The 19,856-nt window shown below is 71.5% G+C and carries 19 protein-coding genes and 1 pseudogene; 13 read left to right on the forward strand and 7 right to left on the reverse strand.

The features are described 5' to 3' along the window. Positions 1–34: 34 nt before the first annotated feature. The 6 genes and pseudogenes from CLT71_RS23700 to CLT71_RS38175 all read left to right on the forward strand — a co-directional run. Complete coding sequence (locus tag CLT71_RS23700) at positions 35–1,768, forward strand: ABC transporter ATP-binding protein (RefSeq protein ID WP_101369039.1); 1,734 nt, start codon at positions 35–37, stop codon at positions 1,766–1,768. A gap of 56 nt (positions 1,769–1,824) precedes the next feature. Further along, positions 1,825–3,858 carry an ABC transporter ATP-binding protein gene (locus CLT71_RS23705; RefSeq protein WP_101371726.1) on the forward strand — a complete coding sequence of 678 codons (2,034 nt, stop codon included), beginning with the start codon at positions 1,825–1,827 and terminating at the stop codon, positions 3,856–3,858. A gap of 45 nt (positions 3,859–3,903) precedes the next feature. Then, entirely contained in the window at positions 3,904–4,248 is a 345-nt protein-coding gene (locus CLT71_RS23710) for a metalloregulator ArsR/SmtB family transcription factor (RefSeq protein ID WP_101369040.1), read from the forward strand. Next, the gene (locus tag CLT71_RS23715; RefSeq protein WP_101369041.1) at positions 4,245–4,712 is read left to right on the forward strand and encodes an SRPBCC family protein; all 468 of its coding nucleotides are present in this window, start codon (positions 4,245–4,247) and stop codon (positions 4,710–4,712) included. The genes CLT71_RS23710 and CLT71_RS23715 overlap by 4 nt, the downstream gene beginning before the upstream one ends. Continuing rightward, the gene (locus tag CLT71_RS23720) at positions 4,705–5,106 is read left to right on the forward strand and encodes a DUF6069 family protein (RefSeq protein WP_101369042.1); all 402 of its coding nucleotides are present in this window, start codon (positions 4,705–4,707) and stop codon (positions 5,104–5,106) included. The genes CLT71_RS23715 and CLT71_RS23720 overlap by 8 nt, the downstream gene beginning before the upstream one ends. Before the next feature lie 259 nt (positions 5,107–5,365). Next, a pseudogene (locus tag CLT71_RS38175) lies at positions 5,366–5,872 on the forward strand (CPBP family intramembrane glutamic endopeptidase); the annotation flags it as partial. A 119-nt stretch (positions 5,873–5,991) separates the two neighbouring features. Here CLT71_RS38175 and CLT71_RS23730 read toward each other — a convergent pair. Then, a complete protein-coding gene (locus tag CLT71_RS23730; protein ID WP_101369044.1) occupies positions 5,992–7,662 on the reverse strand; it encodes a DUF885 domain-containing protein in 1,671 nt (556 codons plus the stop codon). 89 nt (positions 7,663–7,751) lie between these two features. Beyond that, positions 7,752–8,348 carry a Uma2 family endonuclease gene (locus CLT71_RS23735; protein ID WP_101369045.1) on the reverse strand — a complete coding sequence of 199 codons (597 nt, stop codon included), beginning with the start codon at positions 8,346–8,348 and terminating at the stop codon, positions 7,752–7,754. Between the two features lie 86 nt (positions 8,349–8,434). Between CLT71_RS23735 and CLT71_RS23740 the strand changes: the two genes are divergently transcribed. Then, positions 8,435–9,439 (forward strand): DMT family transporter, encoded by a 1,005-nt coding sequence (locus tag CLT71_RS23740; protein WP_101369046.1) that lies wholly within the window; start codon positions 8,435–8,437, stop codon positions 9,437–9,439. Here the strand turns inward: CLT71_RS23740 and CLT71_RS23745 are convergent. Then, complete coding sequence (locus tag CLT71_RS23745; RefSeq protein ID WP_101369047.1) at positions 9,425–10,498, reverse strand: PHP domain-containing protein; 1,074 nt, start codon at positions 10,496–10,498, stop codon at positions 9,425–9,427. The genes CLT71_RS23740 and CLT71_RS23745 overlap by 15 nt on opposite strands. A gap of 207 nt (positions 10,499–10,705) precedes the next feature. On the opposite strand from CLT71_RS23745, the gene CLT71_RS23750 reads away from it, so the two are divergent. Continuing rightward, positions 10,706–12,553, forward strand: coding sequence for a M48 family metallopeptidase (locus CLT71_RS23750; RefSeq protein WP_486483414.1), 1,848 nt, complete (start codon positions 10,706–10,708; stop codon positions 12,551–12,553). Positions 12,554–12,638: 85 nt separating this feature from the next. Next, positions 12,639–13,667: an S-methyl-5-thioribose-1-phosphate isomerase gene (gene mtnA, locus CLT71_RS23755; RefSeq protein WP_101369048.1), complete on the forward strand. Its 1,029-nt coding sequence runs from the start codon at positions 12,639–12,641 to the stop codon at positions 13,665–13,667. On the opposite strand, the gene CLT71_RS23760 is transcribed toward mtnA, so the two are convergent. Both CLT71_RS23760 and CLT71_RS23765 read right to left on the reverse strand, forming a co-directional pair. Next, positions 13,639–14,643: a prephenate dehydrogenase/arogenate dehydrogenase family protein gene (locus tag CLT71_RS23760; protein WP_101369049.1), complete on the reverse strand. Its 1,005-nt coding sequence runs from the start codon at positions 14,641–14,643 to the stop codon at positions 13,639–13,641. The genes mtnA and CLT71_RS23760 overlap by 29 nt on opposite strands. Positions 14,644–14,671: 28 nt before the next feature. Next, positions 14,672–15,463 (reverse strand): M23 family metallopeptidase, encoded by a 792-nt coding sequence (locus CLT71_RS23765; protein WP_101369050.1) that lies wholly within the window; start codon positions 15,461–15,463, stop codon positions 14,672–14,674. A 349-nt stretch (positions 15,464–15,812) separates the two neighbouring features. Between CLT71_RS23765 and CLT71_RS23770 the strand changes: the two genes are divergently transcribed. The 4 genes from CLT71_RS23770 (at position 15,813) to CLT71_RS23780 (ending at position 17,771) form a co-directional block, all read left to right on the forward strand. Then, a complete protein-coding gene (locus tag CLT71_RS23770) occupies positions 15,813–16,193 on the forward strand; it encodes a hypothetical protein (RefSeq protein ID WP_199187699.1) in 381 nt (126 codons plus the stop codon). Between the two features lie 136 nt (positions 16,194–16,329). After that, positions 16,330–16,497, forward strand: coding sequence for a hypothetical protein (locus CLT71_RS37535; RefSeq protein ID WP_199187700.1), 168 nt, complete (start codon positions 16,330–16,332; stop codon positions 16,495–16,497). 162 nt (positions 16,498–16,659) lie between these two features. Next, positions 16,660–17,193, forward strand: coding sequence for a tRNA adenosine deaminase-associated protein (locus CLT71_RS23775; protein WP_101369051.1), 534 nt, complete (start codon positions 16,660–16,662; stop codon positions 17,191–17,193). 8 nt (positions 17,194–17,201) lie between these two features. After that, positions 17,202–17,771 (forward strand): nucleoside deaminase, encoded by a 570-nt coding sequence (locus tag CLT71_RS23780; protein WP_486483415.1) that lies wholly within the window; start codon positions 17,202–17,204, stop codon positions 17,769–17,771. A 139-nt stretch (positions 17,772–17,910) separates the two neighbouring features. On the opposite strand, the gene CLT71_RS23785 is transcribed toward CLT71_RS23780, so the two are convergent. Together CLT71_RS23785 and CLT71_RS23790 are read right to left on the reverse strand one after the other, a co-directional pair. Further along, positions 17,911–19,191 (reverse strand): ATP-binding protein, encoded by a 1,281-nt coding sequence (locus CLT71_RS23785; RefSeq protein ID WP_101369053.1) that lies wholly within the window; start codon positions 19,189–19,191, stop codon positions 17,911–17,913. Continuing rightward, positions 19,188–19,844, reverse strand: coding sequence for a response regulator transcription factor (locus CLT71_RS23790; protein ID WP_101369054.1), 657 nt, complete (start codon positions 19,842–19,844; stop codon positions 19,188–19,190). Before CLT71_RS23790 ends, CLT71_RS23785 begins: the two co-directional genes overlap by 4 nt. Positions 19,845–19,856 lie beyond the last annotated feature (12 nt).

Here is a 19,856-nt window from a genome sequence, read left to right on the forward strand (position 1 = left end):
CCGGTCACCGCGTCCTCGATTCGGGGGGTCGTCGATGCTGAACCGACTACTACGTACCTATCTGCGGCCGTACGGCCGACCGCTCACCGCCGTGGTGCTGCTGCAACTCGTCGGCACCATGGCCTCGCTCTACCTGCCCAGCCTCAACGCCGACATCATCGACAAGGGCATCGCCCGGGGTGACACCGGTTACATCGTCAGCACCGGCGGCTGGATGCTGCTGGTGACCCTGTTGCAGATCGCCTGCTCGATCGCGGCCGTCTATTTCGGAGCCCGCACGGCGATGGGCTTCGGTCGGGACGTACGCGGGGCGATCTTCCACCGGGTGATGGGCTTCTCCGCCCGGGAGGTCGGCCAGTTCGGGGCACCGTCGCTGATCACCCGTACCACGAACGACGTGCAGCAGGTGCAGATGCTTGTCGTGGTGACCTGCACGATGCTGGTGGCGGCCCCGATCACGCTCTTCGGCGGCGTGATCATGGCGCTGCGCGAGGACGTCGGTCTCTCCTGGCTGATGCTGGTCTGCGTACCGGTGCTGGTGCTGGCGATCGGCCTGGTGATCCGCCGGATGGTGCCGCAGTTCCGGCTGATGCAGACCCGGATCGACACCGTCAACCGGGTACTCCGGGAGCAGATCACGGGTATCCGGGTGGTCCGGGCGTTCGTCCGGGAGCCGTACGAGACCCGTCGGTTCGAGGCGGCGAACGGCGAGCTGACCGACACCGCGCTGCGGGTCGGCCGGCTGACCGCGTTGATCTTCCCGATCGTGATGCTGGTGCTGAACGTGTCGAGCGTGGCGGTGCTGTGGTTCGGCGCGCACCGGATCGAGTCGGGGCAGATCGAGATCGGCGCGCTGACCGCCTTCCTGAGCTACCTGATGTTCATCCTGATGTCCGTCATGATGGCGACCTTCATGCTGATCATGGTGCCCCGGGCGGCGGTCTGCGCCGAACGGATCATGGAGGTGCTGCGTACCGGATCGTCGGTCGTGCTGCCCGAGGAGCCGGTACGCGAGGTCCGCGGCCGGGCCGATCTGGAGCTGCGCAACGTCAGCTTCCAGTACCCGGGCGCCGCGGCGCCGGTGCTCCGGGACATCTCGTTCCGGGCCGGGGCCGGCCGGACGACGGCGATCATCGGCAGCACCGGTGCGGGCAAGACGACGCTGCTCGGGCTGGTACCCCGACTCTTCGACGTCACCGGCGGCGCGGTACTCGTCGACGGGATCGACGTCCGGGAACTCGACGCCGACCTGCTCTGGGACCGGATCGGGCTGGTGCCGCAGCGGCCGTACCTCTTCTCCGGCACCGTCGCCAGCAACCTGCGGTACGGCAAGCCGGACGCGACCGACGAGGAACTCTGGACCAGCCTGGAGATCGCCCAGGCCCGCGACTTCGTCGAGGCGCTGCCGGAAGGGCTGGACGCGCCGGTGGCGCAGGGCGGGACGAACCTCTCCGGCGGGCAGCGGCAACGGCTGGCGATCGCCCGGGCGCTGGTCCGGCGGCCGGAGATCTATCTCTTCGACGACTCGTTCTCGGCACTCGACCTCGGCACCGACGCCCGGCTGCGGGCCGCGCTGAAACCGGTCACCGCCGAGGCCGCGGTGGTGATCGTGGCGCAGCGGGTCTCCACGATCCTGGACGCCGACCAGATCATCGTGCTGGAGGACGGGGCGGTGGTCGGCGCCGGCCGGCACAGCGAACTCCTGCGGACCTGCCCGACCTACGCCGAGATCGTCGAGTCCCAGCTCACCGTCGAGGTGACGGCATGACCGAGCCGAGCAAGCAGAACGGGAACCTCCAACGGCACGACACCCAGGGTGAGGCGATGAAGCAGAAGACGGCCCGGCCGACACCGGCCCGGCTGCCCGGCGGCGGCGCCCACCGGGGCGGCCCGGGCTGGGCCACCGCCGGGATGCCGGCGGAGAAGTCGATGAACTTCGGTCCGTCGGCCCGGCGGCTGCTGGGTCTGCTCCGGCCGCACCGGCTCTCGCTGGTCGCGGTGGTCCTGCTGGCGATCGTCAGCGTCGGGCTGTCGGTCGCCGGGCCGAAGATCCTCGGGTACGCCACCGACGTGATCTTCTCCGGGCTGATCGGCAGGCAGCTGCCGGCCGGTACCACCGCCGAGCAGGCCGCCGAGGGTGCCCGGGCGGCCGGCAACGACGGTTACGCCGAACTGCTGCTGAAGATGGAGGTCATCCCCGGCGTCGGCATCGACTTCGAGCTGCTGGCCCGGATCCTGCTGCTGGCGGTGCTGCTCTTCCTCGCCGCGAGCCTGCTCGGCTGGCTACAGGGCTACATCCTCAACGGCGCCGTGCAGAGCACCATCCGGCAGTTGCGCTCGGACGTGGAGGCGAAGCTCAACCGGCTGCCGCTGCCGTACTTCGACGGCCAGCCCCGGGGCGAGCTGCTCAGCCGGGTCACCAACGACATCGACAACATCTCGCAGACCCTGCAACAGACCCTCAGCCAACTGCTCACCTCGCTGCTCACCGTGATCGGGGTGCTCGGGGTGATGTTCTGGATCTCACCGCTGCTGGCCGTGGTCGCGCTGATCGCGGTACCGGCCTCGGTGCTGGTCACCAAGCAGATCGCGAAACGTTCGCAGAAGCAGTTCATCGCACAGTGGACACACACCGGTGCGTTGAACGGCCAGATCGAGGAGGCGTTCACCGGGCACGAGCTGGTGAAGGTCTTCGGCAGGCAGCGCGAGGTCGAGGCGGCCTTCGGCGCGAAGAACGACGAGCTGTTCAAGGCCAGCTTCGCTGCCCAGTTCGTCTCCGGCATCATCATGCCGTCGATGATGTTCATCGGAAACCTGAGCTACGTGCTGATCGCGGTGATCGGCGGGCTGCGGGTCGCGTCCGGGGCGATGACGCTCGGCGACGTACAGGCGTTCATCCAGTACTCCCGGCAGTTCACCCAGCCGCTGACCCAGGTCGCCGCGATGGCGAACCTGCTCCAGTCCGGGGTCGCCTCGGCGGAACGGGTCTTCGACGTACTCGACGCCGACGAGCAGAGCCCGGATCCGGCCGAGCCGGCCCGGCTGACCGAGCGGCACGGGCGGGTCGAGTTCGAACACGTCTCGTTCCGGTACGAGCCGGAGAAGCCGCTGATCGACGACCTCTCCCTGGTCGCCGAGCCGGGGCACACGGTGGCGATCGTCGGGCCGACCGGCGCTGGCAAGACCACCCTGGTCAACCTGGTGATGCGCTTCTACGAGCTGGACGCCGGCCGGATCACCCTGGACGGGGTCGACCTCACTGAACTGCGCCGGGACACCCTGCGCAGCGAGATCGGCATGGTGCTCCAGGACACCTGGCTCTTCGGCGGGACGATCCGGGACAACATCGCGTACGGCAACCCGGAGGCGAGCGAGGAGGAGATCCTCGCGGCGGCCCGGGCCACCTTCGTCGACCGGTTCGTCCGCAGCCTGCCCGACGGCTACGACACGGTCATCGACGAGGAGGGCAACAACGTCAGCGCGGGCGAGAAGCAGCTCATCACCATCGCCCGGGCGTTCCTGGCCGACCCGTCGCTGCTGATCCTGGACGAGGCGACGAGCTCGGTGGACACCCGTACCGAGGTGCTGCTGCAACGGGCGATGGCGGCACTGCGGGCGGACCGGACCAGTTTCGTGATCGCGCACCGGCTGTCGACCATCCGGGACGCCGACCTGATCCTGGTGATGGAGAGCGGCCGGATCGTCGAGCAGGGTACCCACGACGAACTGCTGGCCGCGCAGGGCGCGTACCACCGGCTCTACCACGCGCAGTTCAGCCAGCCGGTGGCCGACGTGGAGCCGGCGGTGCTGGCCGGGGCGGGCGACGTACCCGCCGGGGCGCCTCGACAGCGGGGCTGACAGCCGACGTTGAACCATACGGTTCACTGATGTACGGTGAACCGTATGGTTCAGCAAGAGGTTCTCGATCGGGTCTTCGCCTGCCTGGCCGACGGCACCCGTCGACGCATCCTGGTCCGGCTCGGTGAAGGACCCGCCACCATCGGTGAGCTGGCCCAGCCGGCCGGGATGAGCCTGACCGGCATGAAGAAGCACGTCCAACTGCTCGAAGAGGCGGGCCTGGTGGTGACCGAGAAGGTCGGCCGGTCCCGGCAGTGCCGCCTCGGCGACGCCCCGCTGGACGAGGCGATGGCCTGGATCAGCTTCTACCAGCGCCTGTGGGCACGTCGTCTGGACGGGCTGGACGCATACCTGACCCTGCAACGAGGCACCGAGGAACAGGACTCATGACACTCGACATGCGAATGACACGGCACCTCCCGGCAACCCCGGACGAGGTCTTCGACGCCTACACCGACGCCGAGAAGCAGAAGATCTGGTTCAGCATCCTGGACGAGGAGCCCGGGATCGTGGAGATCGAGGTCGACCTCCGGGTCGGCGGAAAGCAGACCGCCGTCTGGGGACCCAGCCCGGACATGCTGTTCCGGGAGACGCAGACCTTCGTCGAGATCGACCGCCCGCACCGGCTCGTCACCGAGTCCACCGGCAGCAGCCCGGACGGGCTCACCATGACGACCCGGGTCGAGATCACCTTTGTGGAACAGGACGGCGGCACCCTGATGACCGTCGTACAGGGTGGATTCCCGGCACCCGAGGTGCGGGACTTCTTCGCCGGCGAGGTGTGGGTGGGCGCGCTCGACCGGATCGAGGCGTACCTGGTCCGGGAACGGGGACGGGAAACCTCGGATGGCTAGGCTTCCCCGGGCCGGGGTGGTCGCGCTCGCCGTCGTCGTCGCGGTGCTCGGCAATCTCGTGATCTACGGTGTCGGCAGGGCGGCCGGCGGGTCGTTCCGGTTCACCTCGGCCCAGGGACCGGCCGAGGTCGAGGCGGTGACCGTCGCCGGCTTCAGCGCGGTACCGCTGCTGGTCGGCCTGGTCGCCGTCGCCCTGCTGGCCCCGCTCGCCGGCTGGATCAGCCAGGTCGCGGCGGTCGTCGGCGCGGCGCTCGCGGTCGTCACGATCGCGGTGATGACCCTGCCCACCGACCTGGACGCCACCAGCAAGACGACGCTGGCCCTCTGCCACCTGACACTCGTGGCGATCATCGTCGTCGCGGTACCCGCGCTGGATCCGCGACAGCGGGCCTGACGCGGCAGGGTCGCCGGCCCGCCATCCGGTTCGGGGGTGGGCCGCGGTCGCGGAGGCCGAGCCCGATGGTGCGTACGCCGGCGACCCTGCCCGGTACGCTCGCCGGGTGAGGCAGACGGGGCCGGAGCCGAGCGAACGTCGACCCGTCCTACCGTTCATGGCTGCGGTGCTCGGCCTCGGAGCGGTGTTCTACGCGATCGAGCCGCTGCTCGGCGATCTGTCGCCGCTGACCCGGGCCGAGTTGCCGGCCAGCGCACTGATGTTCGTCTGTCCCACTGTCGCGGCGGTGCTGCTGATCTGGCGGTTCGACGGTCGGGCCGGGCTACGTCGATGGTTCGGCGGGATACTGCGCCGGTCAACGGCCGTACGCGCCGGCTGGTTGGTCACGGCGATCCTGCTGCTTCCCCTGGTGCTGACGGTGTCGTACCTGATCCTCCGGTGGACCGGCTCGCCCCTGCCGGAGCCGCACCTGCCGTTGGCCGGCGTCGCCGTACTGGTCGTGGTCTACCTGCTGAGCGGGTTCGTCGAGGAGTTGGGCTGGACCGGGTACGCCACGGATCCACTGCGTCGGCGCTGGGGCGTACTCGGCGCGGGGCTGGTGATCGGGGTCGTCTGGGCCGGCTGGCATCTCGTGCCGTACTGGCAGGCGGGGCACATTGCGGCGTGGATCGCCTGGCAGACCCTGTTCACCGTCGCGTTCCGCGTCGTCCTGGTCCACCTCTACGACGGCACGGGCAGCGTGCTGACCGTCGCCATCTGCCACGCCTCCTACAACGTGGCCTGGTCGATGTTCCCGAACGCGGGGTCGCACTACGACCCGATGACCGTCGCACTCCTCACGGTCGGGATCGCAGCGGTGCTGACCTGTTGGCGTACCCGATGGGGTCAGATCCGGGAGAGCGCGGCGCGCAGCGGGTCCAGACCGAGCGAGCCCAGGTCGAGCGCGGCCCGGTGGAACTCCTTGAGGTCGAAGTCGGCGCCCTTGCGGGTCCTCGCGTCCTCCCGGGCCTGCAACCAGATCCGCTCGCCGATCTTGTACGACGGCGCCTGCCCCGGCCAGCCCAGATAGCGGTTCAGCTCGAACCGCAGGTTCTCGTCCGGCAGCCGGCAGTGCGCCCGCAGGAACTCCCAGCCCAGCTCGGGAGTCCACCGCTGTCCCGGGTGGAAGCCGAACGGGTTGTCCCGGGGGATCTCCAGCTCGAGGTGCATGCCGATGTCCACAATCACCCGGGCGGCCCGGAACGCCTGCCCGTCGAGCATGCCGAGCTTGTCGCCGGGGTCGGCGAGGTAACCCAGTTCGTCCATCAGCCGCTCGGAGTAGAGCGCCCAACCCTCGCCGTGCCCGGAACTCCAGCAGAGCAGCCGCTGCCAGCGGTTGAGTAGATCGGCCCGGACCTGGGTCTGTGCCACCTGGAGGTGGTGCCCCGGCACGCCCTCGTGGAAGACGGTGGTCACCTCGCGCCAGGTGGAGAACTCGGTGATGCCCTGCGGCACCGCCCACCACATCCGGCCCGGCCGGGAGAAGTCCTCGCTCGGGCCGGTGTAGTAGATGGCGCCGTCGCTGGTCGGCGCGAGGCAGCACTCGATCCGGCGTACCTGCTCGGGAATGTCGAAGTGCGTGCCGTGCAGCTCGGCGATCGCCTTGTCGGCCAGCGCCTGCATCCAGTCCCGGAACGCCTCCTTGCCCTGGATCCGGCGGGCCGGGTCGGCGTCCAGCGCGGTCACCGCCGCGTCGACGCTGGCGCCCGGACCGGCGATCTCCGCCGCCACCGCGCGCATCTCGGCCTCCAGCCGGGCCAGCTCCTCGAACCCCCAGGCGTACGTCTCCGTGAGGTCGACCCGGGCGCCGAGGAAGTACTGCGAGGCGAGTTCGTAGCGCTCCCGCCCGGCGGCCTGCTTCTCCCGGCCCAGCGGGGCGAGTTCGTCCCGCAGGAAGTGCCCGAACGCGGCGGTGGCGGCGGTGGCGGCGGCCGCGCCCCGGCGCAGCTCGGCGGCGAGTGCCGGATCGGCCTCCAGCCGCTCGACCAGGGAGTGGAAGAAGTTGTCGCCGTTCGGGTCGGTCCAGGCGTCGCACTGCTTGGCGACCTCGACGATCTGCACCCGGGGACTGACGTGCCCGGCCTTGGCGGCGGTACGCAGCGTGGTCCGGTACGCGTCGAGCGCACCGGCGAACTGGCCCAGCCGGGCGGCGATGTTGCCGACCGCCTCGGCTCCCTCGGTCGGCATCAGGTCGAAGACCTGCCGGAGGTCGTGTAGTCCGCTGGTGATGACGTTCAGTTCGCTGGTCGTCTCGCCCGCGTCGTACCGGGCGAGTTCCAGGCCGAGTCGCTCCTGCATCGCCTCCTTGGCGGTCCGCTCCGCCTCGGAGTCCGGTTCGGTGGCGTCGAGGGCGGCGAGCGTACGCCGGGTCAGCTCGGCCTGTGCCGCGAAGCCCTCCGGGGAGAGGTCCCCGAGTTGGTCGTCGTATCCCCCGATGCCGACGAAGGTCGCCCCGGTCGGATTGAGCCGGGCCCACTCGTCGACGTAGCCGTCGGCCAACTCGTTGATTCGTCCCACGCCACGACCCTACGTGATCCGCCCGACGTCACTCATCCGCGTCACGCCGTACGCCCTGCCGCGTCGGCGGGCCAGCCGCAGGAGTGGGATCAGGGCAGGAGTTCGCGTGGGTCGAAGTCGATCTCGAAGGGCTTGTCGGCCCGGAGCCGCTGCCCGCAGACCGCCTCGGCGGTGCGCCGGTATTCGCCGTCCTCCAGGGTGAAGAACTCGACGGAGGCGTGCCGGAGCCGGCGGACGATCTCCACCCGCATGAAGTACGGCACGCCACCCTCGGCACACCGCTTCGGCTTGTCGACGAAGTCCTGCTTTCGGCTGCCCTGCGAGACGAACTCGATCGCCATCGTGCAGAGCCGGACCGGCACCCACCTGTCCTCGTCGTCGGTCTGTGGCAACGCGTGCAGGATCGTGATGTCCGGCTGGATCCACTGCCGCAACTCGAACGTGAGATTGACCGGCCCGTACACGTAGAACCCGGATGCTTGGGCCGCCGGTCGGAGCAGGTGGGCGAGCGTCATTTCCCCGTAGCTGTTGGCGCCGACTTCCGCCGGGGTCATCACTAACCTTCCGTTGATGCACTCGTAACGTGCGGTAGGCAGTTCCGGCAGCGGAAGATAGCGGTCAGCGAGTTGGGTTGTCCACATTCCGTCGAAGTCCACCAGCGGATCGAACTGCGCCGGCATCGCCATGGGCCACCTCCTCGACGCGATCGACGTTACCAACCAACCGTTCGCCGTGTGGCGCCCGCCACGGGGCCGGAGAAAATCGCGCGACAATGTCGTACGCCTGGCGCAGAGTGTCAGGAGTGACTGGCGCTACCACCCCTGACAAGGCCGCCCTTCGATCATGGCTGCCGGGCTTCTTCGCCCTCGGCGCGATCTGGGGTTCGAGTTTCCTCTTCATCAAGATCGGCATCTCGGAGATGCACCCGGTCTACGTCACCCTCGGTCGGGTCGGCGCGGGAGCGATCACCCTGCTGATCGTGCTGGCGGTGCTCCGCGACCGGCTTCCCCGGGATCCGAAACTCTGGCTGCACACCGCGCTCTACTCGGCGATCGGGGTCGCCCTGCCGTTCACCCTCTTCGGCTACGGCGAGCAGCGGGTCTCCTCGATGCTGGCCGGCATCTGGAACGCCACCACCCCGCTGGTGGTGCTGCCGCTGGCGGTACTGGTGTTCCGGACCGAGCGGATGACCGTACGCCGGGGGGTGGGGCTCGGACTCGGCTTCGTCGGAGTACTCGTGGTGCTCGGCGTCTGGCAGGGCCTCGGCGGTGCCCAGTTCACAGGTCAACTCTTCTGCTTCGCGGCGGCGGCCTGTTACGGCGTGGCCATCCCGTACCAGAAGCGGTTCGTCGCCGGCCGGGCCGAGTCCGGGCTCTCGCTCTCGACGGCGCAGTTGCTGATGGCGACGGCGCAGCTCGCGATCGCCGCGCCGCTGATCGCCGGTGCCCCGCCGGCGCCGACCCGGCTCTCCGGCGAGGTGATCGCCAGCGTGCTGGCGCTGGGCGCGCTCGGCACCGGCCTGGCCTTCGTGATCAACCTTCGCAACATCCGGGTCGCCGGGGCCAGCACCGCCTCCACGGTCACCTATGTGGTTCCCGTCTTCGCGGTGCTGATCGGGGTGCTCGCGCTCGGTGAGCACCTGGCCTGGTACCAGCCGGTCGGCGCGGCGATCGTGCTGGCCGGGGTGGCGGTCTCGCAGGGCCTCTTCGGTCGGCGACGGCGTCCGGCGGTACCGGCCGGCATGCCGCCGGAACTGACCACGTCAGGCCGCGTGTGAGCCGGTCCAGTCGAGCAGCGCCTCGGCCGACCAGGCGTTGACCACCCGATCCACCGGTACGCCGCACCGGGCGGCCCGTTCGCAGCCGAACCGCTGCCAGTCGAGCTGACCCGGTGCGTGCGCGTCGGTGTCGATGGCGAACCGGCAGCCCGCCTCCACGGCCAGCCTGATCAGCCGCTTCGGCGGGTCCTGCCGCTCCGGACGAGAGTTGATCTCGACGGCCTTGTCGTGCTCGGCACAGGCGGCGAAGACGGCGTCGGCGTCGAAGTCGCTCGGCGGCCTGGTCCGCGCCCGGTGCCCCCGGTCGCCGGGGCCGGTCACCCCGGGCGGCCGGGCGGCGACCATCCGCCCGGTGCAGTGCCCGAGGACGTCCAGGTGCGGGTTGGCGATCGCCGCCAGCATCCGCCTGGTCATCCGGGCCTTCGGGTCCCGCAGGTTGCTGTGCACCGAGCCGACCACCACGTCCAGCCGGGCCAGCAGCTCCTCGCCCTGGTCCAGCGAGCCGTCGTCGAGGATGTCCACCTCGATGCCGGTGAGGATCCGGAAGCCCTCCGGCAGCGCGTCGTTGACCGCGGCGACATAGTCGAGTTGCCGGCGCAGCCGGGCGGCGGTCAGCCCCCGGGCCACGGTCAACCGGGGTGAGTGGTCGGTGAGTACCAGATATTCGTGGCCAAGCTCGACGGCGGCCAACGCCATCTCCTCGATCGGCGAACCCCCGTCCGACCAGTCGGAGTGGGTGTGGCAGTCGCCGCGCAGCGCGGCCCGCAACGCGGCGGCCTCCTCGTCCAGGTCGAGTCCCTCGGTGGCCAGCAGCCGGCGCAGATAGACGGGCTCCTCGCCGCGCAGCGACTCGGTGACGGTGCGCGCGGTCACGTCGCCGACCCCGGAGAGTTCGGTCAGGGTGCCGGCCTCGGCGCGGGCCGCCAGCTCCGGCGCGGGCAGCTCGGCCAGGGTCTTGGCGGCCGACCGGAACGCCTTGACCCGGAAGCTGGCCTCGTTCGCCCGTTCCAGCAGGAAGGCGATCCGACGGAGGTCGGCGAGGGGGTCGCGGCCGGTCATGCCGACCAGGTTAACCAGCGGCCGGCACCGGCGGGGGGACTCGCCGGGGCGGTGACGCAGGCCGGGCCGCCAGCGGCGTACCCGATCAGCCGGTGCCGCCCGGCCGGAGGCGGAACGGGGTTGCCGCTGTCCGACCCTCGTCGTACTGTCCGTCCGCCGCCTCGCGCCACGGTCGCAGGCGGAAGCACTCACGGGGGAGGACGAATCGTGGTCGCCACTTTCCGCGCGCTGGCGTCGGTGGTGATGCTCGCCGGGTTCTACGTCGTCGCGCTCGTTCAGCTCGGCGGGGCGGTGGCCCTGACCATCTGGCTCGCGACCGTGCTCAACGGCGTGCTCGCGCTGAAGATCGTGTTTCCGCTCTTCGTGGCCACTGTGGGCGCCGTCTCGGTCGCGCTCTGGAAGGCCGTCCGGGCCAAGCCGGCGCCACCGGAAGGGCTTCCGGTCGGCCCCGACCAGGCCCCGGAGCTGTGGCGTACGGTGCACGAGCTGGCCGGCGTGGTCGGCACCCGGGTGCCGGACGAGATCCGGCTGCTGCCCGAGGTCAACGCGGCGGTGACGGAGGATGCCAAACTGCTCGGCCTGATCAGCGGGCGACGGATCCTCTACATCGGACTACCGCTGCTCCAGGCGATGAGCGTCGACCAGATCCGCTCGGTGGTCGCCCACGAGCTCGGGCACTACTCGGGCCGGCACACCCGGCTCGGTGCGGTGGCCTACCGGGGCCGGCTCGCCCTCGGCGGCACCATCCACCGGATCGGCCCGGCCAACCCGGCCGGCTGGGTCTTCAAGGGTTACGCCCGGCTCTACCTGCTGGTCGACAACGCCGCCTCCCGTCGCCAGGAGCTGGAGGCGGACCGCGCCTCCGTGCAGGTCGCCGGCCGGGCAGCGGCCGCGTCCGCGCTGCGCGAACTGCCGGTACTCGACGCGGCCTGGGGATTCTTCTTCCAGCGGTACGTCCACCCCGGCTGGGAGGCCGGGTTCGTGCCGGACGACCTCTTCGCCGGCTTCTACGCCCTGGTCGCCGCCCGGCAGGAGGAACTGGCGAAACTGCGCGGCACCGAGCCGGACGACACCGGTTCACGCTGGGACACCCACCCGCCGATCCCGCAGCGCATCTCGGTGATCGCCACCACTCCCGACGTACCCCGACCGCCCGACAACCGACCCGGGTACGCCCTGCTCCCGCAGATCGCCGTGCTCGGCCGCCGGCTCCAGGAGCGGGTCGTCGACGTCGGCGACCGGCAGGTGCTGCCCTGGCCGCAGTTCACCCACGCGATGGTCACGGCCGGAATGCAGCGCCAGGCCGACGCCGTCTTCCGGGCGCTCGGCCGGTTCACCGGGGCACCCGAGCCCGGACTGCCGGTCCTGTTCGAAGTGGTCCAGGCCGGCCGGCTCGGCGAGTTCGCCGAGCAGTTCTTCCCGAACGCCACCCGCCGCGAGGCGGCCGGCAAGTTCGCCGAACCGATGGAGATGCTGTTGCAGAGCGCGGCAGTCGCCGCACAGGCGGCCTGGTGGCAGCACTCGTGGTCCGAGCCGGCCCGGCTGGTCGGGCGGGACGGTCAACCGATCTCCTTCACCGAGATCGCCGAACTGGCCGTCTCGGCGCAGACCCTCCCCGAGGCGGTCGCCCGGCTCGCCGCGCTCGGCATCGACCCGGCACACGGCCGGGTGGTGCAGCGCCGGGCCACCGCCAACGGCGCCCGGCTGCTCGCCGGGCTCGCCAACATCAAGATCGACGGCGTCGACCACGACGTGCTGATGCTCAACCGTGGGCTGGTCTTCGTCGGCAACCCGGGCAAGGCGGACAAGGGTACGAAGCGGCTGCGTGAACTGGTCAGCTCCGCCCCGATCGCCGAACTGGCCGGCCGGCACACCTTCCTGCCGTTCGAGGAGATCGCCGGAGCCACCATCGGCAAGGAGGTGCCGCTGAGGGCCGAACTCGTGCTGCACGACGGCCGCCGGGTGACGCTGCGGGAGGCGTGGAGCAGCGAACTGCTGGAGAAGGAGAGCCGGGACACCCTGCTGGAGGCGCTGAAGTCGTTCGGGGAGCGCTGACGCCGTCGTTCGGGAGTGCTGAAGCCGTTCGGGAGCGCTGACGCGGTCGGGACAGGTCGACGGTTGCCGCCGTACCCTTTCGGTCATGCGCACGATCGACTGGGTTGACGGTGCCGTCGAACTGATCGACCAGACGGCCCTGCCCGCGCGGCTCACCGTACTCCGGCTGACAAGCGTCGAGGAACTGGTCGCGGCCATCCAGCGGCTCGCCGTACGCGGTGCTCCGGCGCTCGGCGTGGCCGGTGCGCTCGGCGTCGCGCTCGCCGTACGGCAGTCCGGCGACGTGGCGGCGGCGGTACGCCAGCTGGAGACCGCCCGGCCGACGGCGGTGAACCTGGCCCGGGGCGTACGCCGGGCCGCCGCCCGGCTGCCGGAGGGCGCCGACGCGGTCCTCGCCGAGGCGCTGGCGGTACGGGACGAGGAGATCGCCGCCTCCGAGGCGATGGCCCGGCTCGGCGCCGACCTGCTGGCCGAACTCTGCGGGGCACGGCCCCGACTGCTCACCCACTGCAACACGGGTGCGCTGGCGGCGGTGGTCGGCGGTACCGCCCTCGGCGCGGTACTGGAACTGCACCGCCGGGACGCGCTCGGCGCGGTACTGGCCAGCGAGACCCGGCCGCTGTTGCAGGGCGCCCGGCTGACCGCCTGGGAACTGGGCCGGGCCGGGGTGCCGTACCGGGTGGCGGTGGACGGGGCCGGCCCGTTCCTGATGGCCCGGGGCGAGGTCGACGCGGTGGTGCTGGGTGCCGACCGGATCTGCGCCAACGGCGACGTGGTCAACAAGATCGGCACGTACGCGCACGCGCTCGGTGCCCGTCAGGCCGGCATCCCGTTCGTGGTCGTCGCGCCGGAGTCGACAGTCGACCCCGACACCGCCGACGGTGCACAGGTCGAGATCGAGGACCGGGGTGCCGACGAGGTGCTGTCCTACGGCCGGACCCCGGAACCCGCCCCGGAGGTCGGTGGCCTCGATGCGGGAGTGGGCCGCGTCGACCCGGGGGTCGGTGGTGGGGACGCGGTCAATCCCGCCTTCGACGTGACCCCGTACGAGCTGGTCACGGCGATCGTCACCGAGCGGCGGGTGATCAGGCTGGATCGGGGAGAGCGGGTCTGACCGCAGTGACCGTACGCCGGTCCCCGGCGACCCGGGTCACCCAGCCACCCGAACGACCGAGCCGGAGCAGCGCGTCCGGCCGGGCCGGCAACTCCACCGCAGCACCGGGCCGGGGCGGCCACGCCTGCCGGGCCGCCGAGCCGGGCGCCAGCCAGTCGCGCAGCGCCCCGATCGGGTCCGCCGAGCCGATCGCCGCGCGGGCGCCCTCCAACTCCCGCAGCACCGCGTCGAGCGCCGGGCCGACCGCCGCCGCGTTGCCGCCGCACATCGCCGCGACCAGCTCCGGCCGGGTCGCCGCGACCCGGGTGCCGTCCCGGAACGAGCCGGCGGCCAGGGTGCCGGCCAGCGGGTCGCCGGCCGCGACCGCCGCGATGGCGGTGGCCAGCAGATGCGGTACGTGGCTGACGGCGGCCACCGCACGGTCGTGTTCGGCGGCGACCGCGGGTACCACCCGGGCGCCGATGCCGGTCAGCAACGCCGCCAGCTCCAGCCAGTCCGCCACCGGGGTGACTCCCGGTTCGAGGCAGAGCACCCAGGCGCAGCCGGTGAAGAGGCCCGGATCGGCGGCACCGAACCCGGAGGTCTCCCGGCCCGCCATCGGGTGCCCGCCGACGAATCCGGCCCGCCGGTCGGTACCGCCGCGCAGGTGCCGGTCGACCAGGGCGCGTACCGGTTCCTTGACCGAGGTGACGTCGGTGACCAGTCCGGTGTAACCGGCCGTGCAGAGTTCGTCGAGTACTCCGGCGACCGCCGGCAGTGGGACGGCGATCACCACCAGGTCGGCGCCGGCCACCGCGTCGGGTACCGTCCGGGCGACCTGCCAGCGGTGTGCCGGCGGCGCCTGCGCGGCGGCGGTCCGGGCGGTGGCCCTGGTCGCCGGGTCGGCGTCGTAGCCGAGCACGGCGTGACCGGTCGAGGCCAGTGCCCGCAGCACCGAGCCGCCGATGAGACCGAGCCCGATCACCGCGACGTCCACGACCGGAACTCTCGCACACCGGCCGGCGTTACGGGGCCTTCGGGCAGCCGTTGTCGGCGCGCCAGTCCCGCACCTTGGCGGCCGGCGACGTGTTGCGCTTCTTGCGCCAGGCGTCCAGGAACGACGCCGGCCAGACCACGCCGCGCCGGATCCACCAGTCGGCGGTCTTCTGGCACGGCGGCGAGATGCCGAAGTGCAGGTGGCAGACGTTGTTGGCGTTGCCGGTCCGGCCGACCGTGCCGACCTGCTGACCGGCGCGTACCCGGACACCCGCCTCGATCCCGCCGGCGACGTTCGTCAGGTGCGAGCCGTAGTAGCGGACGCCGTCGTCGCCGAGCAGCGAGACCGCCTTGCCGCCGTTGTTCGGCCCCTGCGGCCCGGTCTTGCTGTACCTGTCGACCCGGCTCACCTCCAGGATCCGGCCGTTGGTGACCGCGACCACCGGCGAGCCGCAGTTGGCGAAGATGTCGGTGGCCGGGTACGCCGAGTGGGTCGGGTGGTAGGCGACGTTGCCGGTCTGCACCGGGAAGACGTATTTGTGACTGCCGCTGGTGGTCGGCGGCGGAGTGGTCGGCTTCTTCGACGGCGACCCGCTCGGCTTCACGCTGGCGGTCGGCGTCGGTGCGGCGGTCGGCGTACCGTCGGCGGCGGCGGCGCTGGTGGCCGGCGGCTCCATCGGCTCGAAGGCCGGTGCGCCGGTCGGCTGCCGCGTGTCGGCGCAGCCCGCCGCGAGCGCCGTCACCGTCACCAGCAGGACGGCGACCGGGTATCCCCGCCGCCGGCCGAACCGGGCCGGTTCCGCTGATCCTCCCCATGGCATTGGGCCATAGTGGCAGACCAGCGCGGAGCCCGCCGGCCCGGAACCGCCGTCGCGGCCAGCGGGCCGAATCTGTACCCGCCGCGGCCCTGTCGCCCGGGTCGTGCCGGGTGGACCTGTGCGTGAGGGGTGTGTGTACCTGTGCGTGCGAGTTGCCGGTCGGTCGTGATCTGGTGGGTTGTGATTCGGTCGGCGTTCGTCGCCGGCCGGGTAGGCTGCGAACGGGTGGACCCGGCCGAAACGGGCGGTGCCCCGCGCTGGTGCGTCGGGTGCGTGGCGCGTTTTGCGTCGGGGGCGTGACGCGGGTGCGTCGGGGGCGTGGCCGCCCGTGATGGCGGGAAGGAGCGAGGTCGTGGCGGAACAGCCGGCTCTCCAGCCCCGGCCCTTCGCACACAGCCCGTCCGGCCTGTTTCCGGCCGGTTCGCCACCGAAGAAGACCCATCCGACCTACCGGGAACCCCATCCGGTACGCCCCGGCGCCGTCGCCGCGGGTGCCGCCTCCGCCGTCGCCTGGCTGGTGGCCTTCGGACTGCTCGGGCAGAGCCTGCGCGGGTACGTCCTCTGGACGCTGCTGGCCGGCGGGTTGGCCTGGCTCGTCGCGCTCCTGCTGACGCTGCGCGGCAACCGGGGGGCCGGTACGGGCATCGCCCTGGCCACCGGGATGGGCTGGGCGATCGCCGGGGCGGCCGTTGCCACGCGCTGGTACACCAGCGCCGACTGGCCGTTGTGGTGACGGCCGACTGCTCTGCACTGTCGCGGCTCGTCGACGGTATCCGAGAATCGCTCGCGACCGCCGCTCTGAGTGAGGCTGTCGCTGCGTACCGCTACCGGCCTTGACGAACCGGGTCCGACTCGGCAGTCTCGGCGGTATGGCCTGGACAGAGCATCGGCTCGACCCTGAACGCAGCCGTCGTCGGTTGCAGCTCCTCGCCGAGCTTGCCGGGGCGAAGTCGGTGCGGGAGCGCGAACATCCCCGACGTGCCCGCGTCGACCGCCTGCGCGAACTGATCGCCACCCGTCGCCGTCTGGTGAACTGACCGCAACCTCGCCCACTTCGATTCCCCGTCCCTCCTTCGGGGCGTTGCGTGGGCTCCGCTGGATACGACCGGATACCGTCACGCGTGACAGGGGAGCCGGCTGTGCACCAGGGGAAGCCGGCGCGTTGTGCGGCTGGGGGCCGCTGGGTAATTGGGGGGACCGTGTCGTACTTCGCTGCGGCGGTGGTGCGCCGCCAGTCCGGCTGGGCCGCGACAGAAGTTGATCTCAATGGCGCGGCCGACATCGACGAGGTCGCCGACCTGCTCCGCGACGTCGACCAGGACGCCGAGGTCTCCTTGCTCTTCGTCGAGTCCGACGACGCCTATCTGGCCATCGTGCGACTCGACGAGGGCGAGGACCTGCGGGTCTTCGGCTCGGACTCCGCGTTCGCCGAGGAGTCGCGGCTCGGCGCGCTGCTGGTCGGCGACATCAAGGCCCCGGCCCTGGACATCGACGACGTGGTCGAGCCGGTGGAGCGCGCGGCCGGGTCGTCCGACGACGACGAGGACGAACCGGCGGTCGACCCGGACGCTGATCCGGTGGGCGATGCCGATCTCCTCGCCGACCTCGGCATCTCGGCCCACCGCCTGTTGGCGCTCTGCACCCACGAGGGGATGCTGCCGGCCGACGTGACAGCCGAGGTCTGCCAGATCATCGGCTGTGGCAACGAGGTCGAGGAACTCCGCGAGGCGTGACGCGAGGCGTGACCGGACCAACGGGTCGAGCTGCCGGGGATTCCGACCCCTCCGACCAGCCACTGCTGCTCGGGCGTCGACACCGGCACGAGGCGTGGATGCGGCGGGCGCTCGAGGTCGCCGGTGCCCCGCCCGGCCCCGCCCCGACCCCTCCGGCGACCGACCGGGCCGTCGAGGTGGCCGCCGAGGCGCTGGCCGGGGACGTACCGGTCGGCGCGGTCGTCTACGGCCCGGACGGTACCGAACTGTCGAGCGCTCGCAACGAGCGCGAACTGACCGGCGATCCCACCGCGCACGCCGAGGTCCTGGCGCTGCGCCGGGCGGCCCGGGCGGTCGGCGCCTGGCGGCTGACCGGCTGCACCCTGGTGGTGACCCTGGAGCCGTGCACGATGTGCGCCGGTGCGCTGGTACTCGCCCGGATCTCCAGCCTCGTCTTCGGAGCGTGGGAGCCGAAGACCGGTGCGGTGGGCTCGCTCTGGGACGTCGTACGCGACCAGCGGCTCAACCACCGTCCCGAGGTGTACGGCGGCGTACTCGAGGCCGAGTGCGCCGCGGCACTACGCGCCTTCTTCCGCTGATTCCCGGCTGTTGTACACAGCCCCGGTCCGGTACGACGCCGGTTGTGCACAGCTTGTGCCGAGGTTGTGCACACCCTTGTGGATAACCTCGGCCGCCTGTGGAAAACTTTCGGATCCCGACTTTCGCTGGTGCACCGGATCAGCCGGGTACGCCCCGAGCCTGGCCCGGCACCGGGCCGAGGCTGCCGGTGCGCGGCTCGACGCCCGGACCGGGTTGCACCGACGACGCGGCCGGTGGGACGTGCCCCGGAACGGACTGCACCGACGACGCGGCCGGCAGCAGGACCGTCACCACCAGCCCGCCGCCGGGCCGGGGCTCGGCCCGGACCGAACCGCCGTGCGCACCGGCGACCGCGCGCACGATCGACAGCCCGAGCCCGAAGCCGCGACCACCGCCGACCCGCTCCTGGCGTAGCCGCCGGAACGGCTGGAACATCGTCTCGACCTCGTACCCGGGCACCATCGGCCCGGTGTTCGCCACCACCAGGCGCGCCCAGCCGTCGACGGTCGCGGTGTCGACCCAGACCTGGCCGCCGGTCGGCACGTTGTGCCGCACCGCGTTCTCCAGCAGGTTCTGGGTCAGCCGCTCCAGCAGCACCGGATCCCCGGTGGTGGGTGCCGGGGAGAGGCGCCGGTACACCGGCAGATCCGTCCGCATCTGCTCGGCCACGTGCCCGACCAGCTCGGCGAGGTCGAGCGGCGTACGCTCCACCACCTGCTGCTCCGAGTCGGCCAGGGTGAGCAGCCCGTCGATCAGCCGCTCGTGCCGCTCGTTGACCGCCAGCAGTGTCTCGCCGAGCTGCCGCAACTCGGCCGGCGCGCCCGGCCGGGTGATCGCCAGCTCCAGCAGTGACCGGTTCAGCGCCAGCGGCGTACGCAGCTCGTGCGAGGCGTTGGCGACGAACCGCCGCTGCCCGTCGAAGGACTGGTCCAGCCGTTCCAGCATCAGGTCGAAGGTGTCGGCGAGTTCCCTGACCTCGTCGCGGGGGCCGTCCAAGGCGATCCGCTCGTGCAGTCCGCGACCGGCGGTACCGGCTCCGGCGATCCGCCGGGCGGTACCGGTGATCTGGTGCAGCGGTTGCAGCGCCCGCCCGGCGATCAGCCAGCCGAAGGCGAAGGCGGTCGCCGAGACCAGAGCGAGGGCGATGCCGCCCTGGGTGAGCAGGGTCTCCAGGGCGTTCTCCCGGGCCTCGTCCTGGATCTGGCGGGCGAAGACCCGGAGCTGTTCGGCATTCTCGGGGCTGATGATCCGGCCGGGTACGGGGTCCGGCGGGCGGGTCGAGTTGAGCGTCACCCCGAACGTGCCGGGCATCCGCTGCTCGACCAGTACGTAGGTGACGGCCAGCAGCACCACTCCGGCGAGCAGGAAGAGGCCGCCGTAGACCAGGGTCAGGCGGGCCCGAATCGTCAGTCGTTTCACCGGATCTGATACCCCACTCCCGGTACCGTCTCGACGATCTGCGGATCGCCGAGCTTGCGGCGCAGCTTCATCACCGTCACCCGGACCACGTTGGTGAACGGGTCGATGTGCTCGTCCCAGGCCCGCTCCAGCAACTCCTCGGCGGAGACCACCGCGCCACCGGCCCGCATCAGCTCGGCCAGTACCGCGAACTCCTTGCGGGACAGCGCCACGTACCGGCCGTCCCGGTAGACCTCGTGCCGGGCCGGGTCCACGACCAGGCCGGCCCGGGTCAGCTTCGGCGGTGCGGCCGGCCGGGCCCGTCGGACCAGCGCGTGTACCCGGGCGGAGAGTTCGACAAGCGCGAACGGCTTGATCAGGTAGTCGTCGGCGCCCAGGGCCAACCCGGCCACCCGGTCCCGGACCGCGGCGGCGGCGGTGAGCATCAGTACCCGGGTCTCGCCCCCGCCCTCCACGATCGCCCGGCACACGTCGTCGCCGTGCACCACCGGCAGGTCCCGGTCGAGCACCACCACGTCGTAGTCGTTGACCCCGAGTCGCTCCAGGGCCGCGTCACCGTCGTACGCGACGTCGACCGCGAACGCCTCCCGGCGCAGCCACTCGGCGACGGCGTCCGCCAACAGCTTCTCGTCCTCGACCACCAGAACCCGCACCGTCCCATCCTG

The sequence above is a fragment of the Plantactinospora sp. CNZ320 genome (assembly GCF_002846275.1).

Bases quoted from the DNA above. Each gene is read 5' to 3' on its own strand.
- CLT71_RS23700 (WP_101369039.1), top strand. From the start codon at position 35: ATGCTGAACCGACTACTACGTACCTATCTGCGGCCGTACGGCCGACCG.
- CLT71_RS23705 (WP_101371726.1), top strand. From the start codon at position 1,825: ATGAAGCAGAAGACGGCCCGGCCGACACCGGCCCGGCTGCCCGGCGGC.
- CLT71_RS23710 (WP_101369040.1), top strand. From the start codon at position 3,904: ATGGTTCAGCAAGAGGTTCTCGATCGGGTCTTCGCCTGCCTGGCCGAC.
- CLT71_RS23715 (WP_101369041.1), top strand. From the start codon at position 4,245: ATGACACTCGACATGCGAATGACACGGCACCTCCCGGCAACCCCGGAC.
- CLT71_RS23720 (WP_101369042.1), top strand. From the start codon at position 4,705: ATGGCTAGGCTTCCCCGGGCCGGGGTGGTCGCGCTCGCCGTCGTCGTC.
- CLT71_RS23735 (WP_101369045.1), bottom strand. From the start codon at position 8,348: ATGGCGATGCCGGCGCAGTTCGATCCGCTGGTGGACTTCGACGGAATG.
- CLT71_RS23740 (WP_101369046.1), top strand. From the start codon at position 8,435: ATGTCGTACGCCTGGCGCAGAGTGTCAGGAGTGACTGGCGCTACCACC.
- CLT71_RS23745 (WP_101369047.1), bottom strand. From the start codon at position 10,498: ATGACCGGCCGCGACCCCCTCGCCGACCTCCGTCGGATCGCCTTCCTG.
- mtnA (WP_101369048.1), top strand. From the start codon at position 12,639: ATGCGCACGATCGACTGGGTTGACGGTGCCGTCGAACTGATCGACCAG.
- CLT71_RS23765 (WP_101369050.1), bottom strand. From the start codon at position 15,463: ATGCCATGGGGAGGATCAGCGGAACCGGCCCGGTTCGGCCGGCGGCGG.
- CLT71_RS37535 (WP_199187700.1), top strand. From the start codon at position 16,330: ATGGCCTGGACAGAGCATCGGCTCGACCCTGAACGCAGCCGTCGTCGG.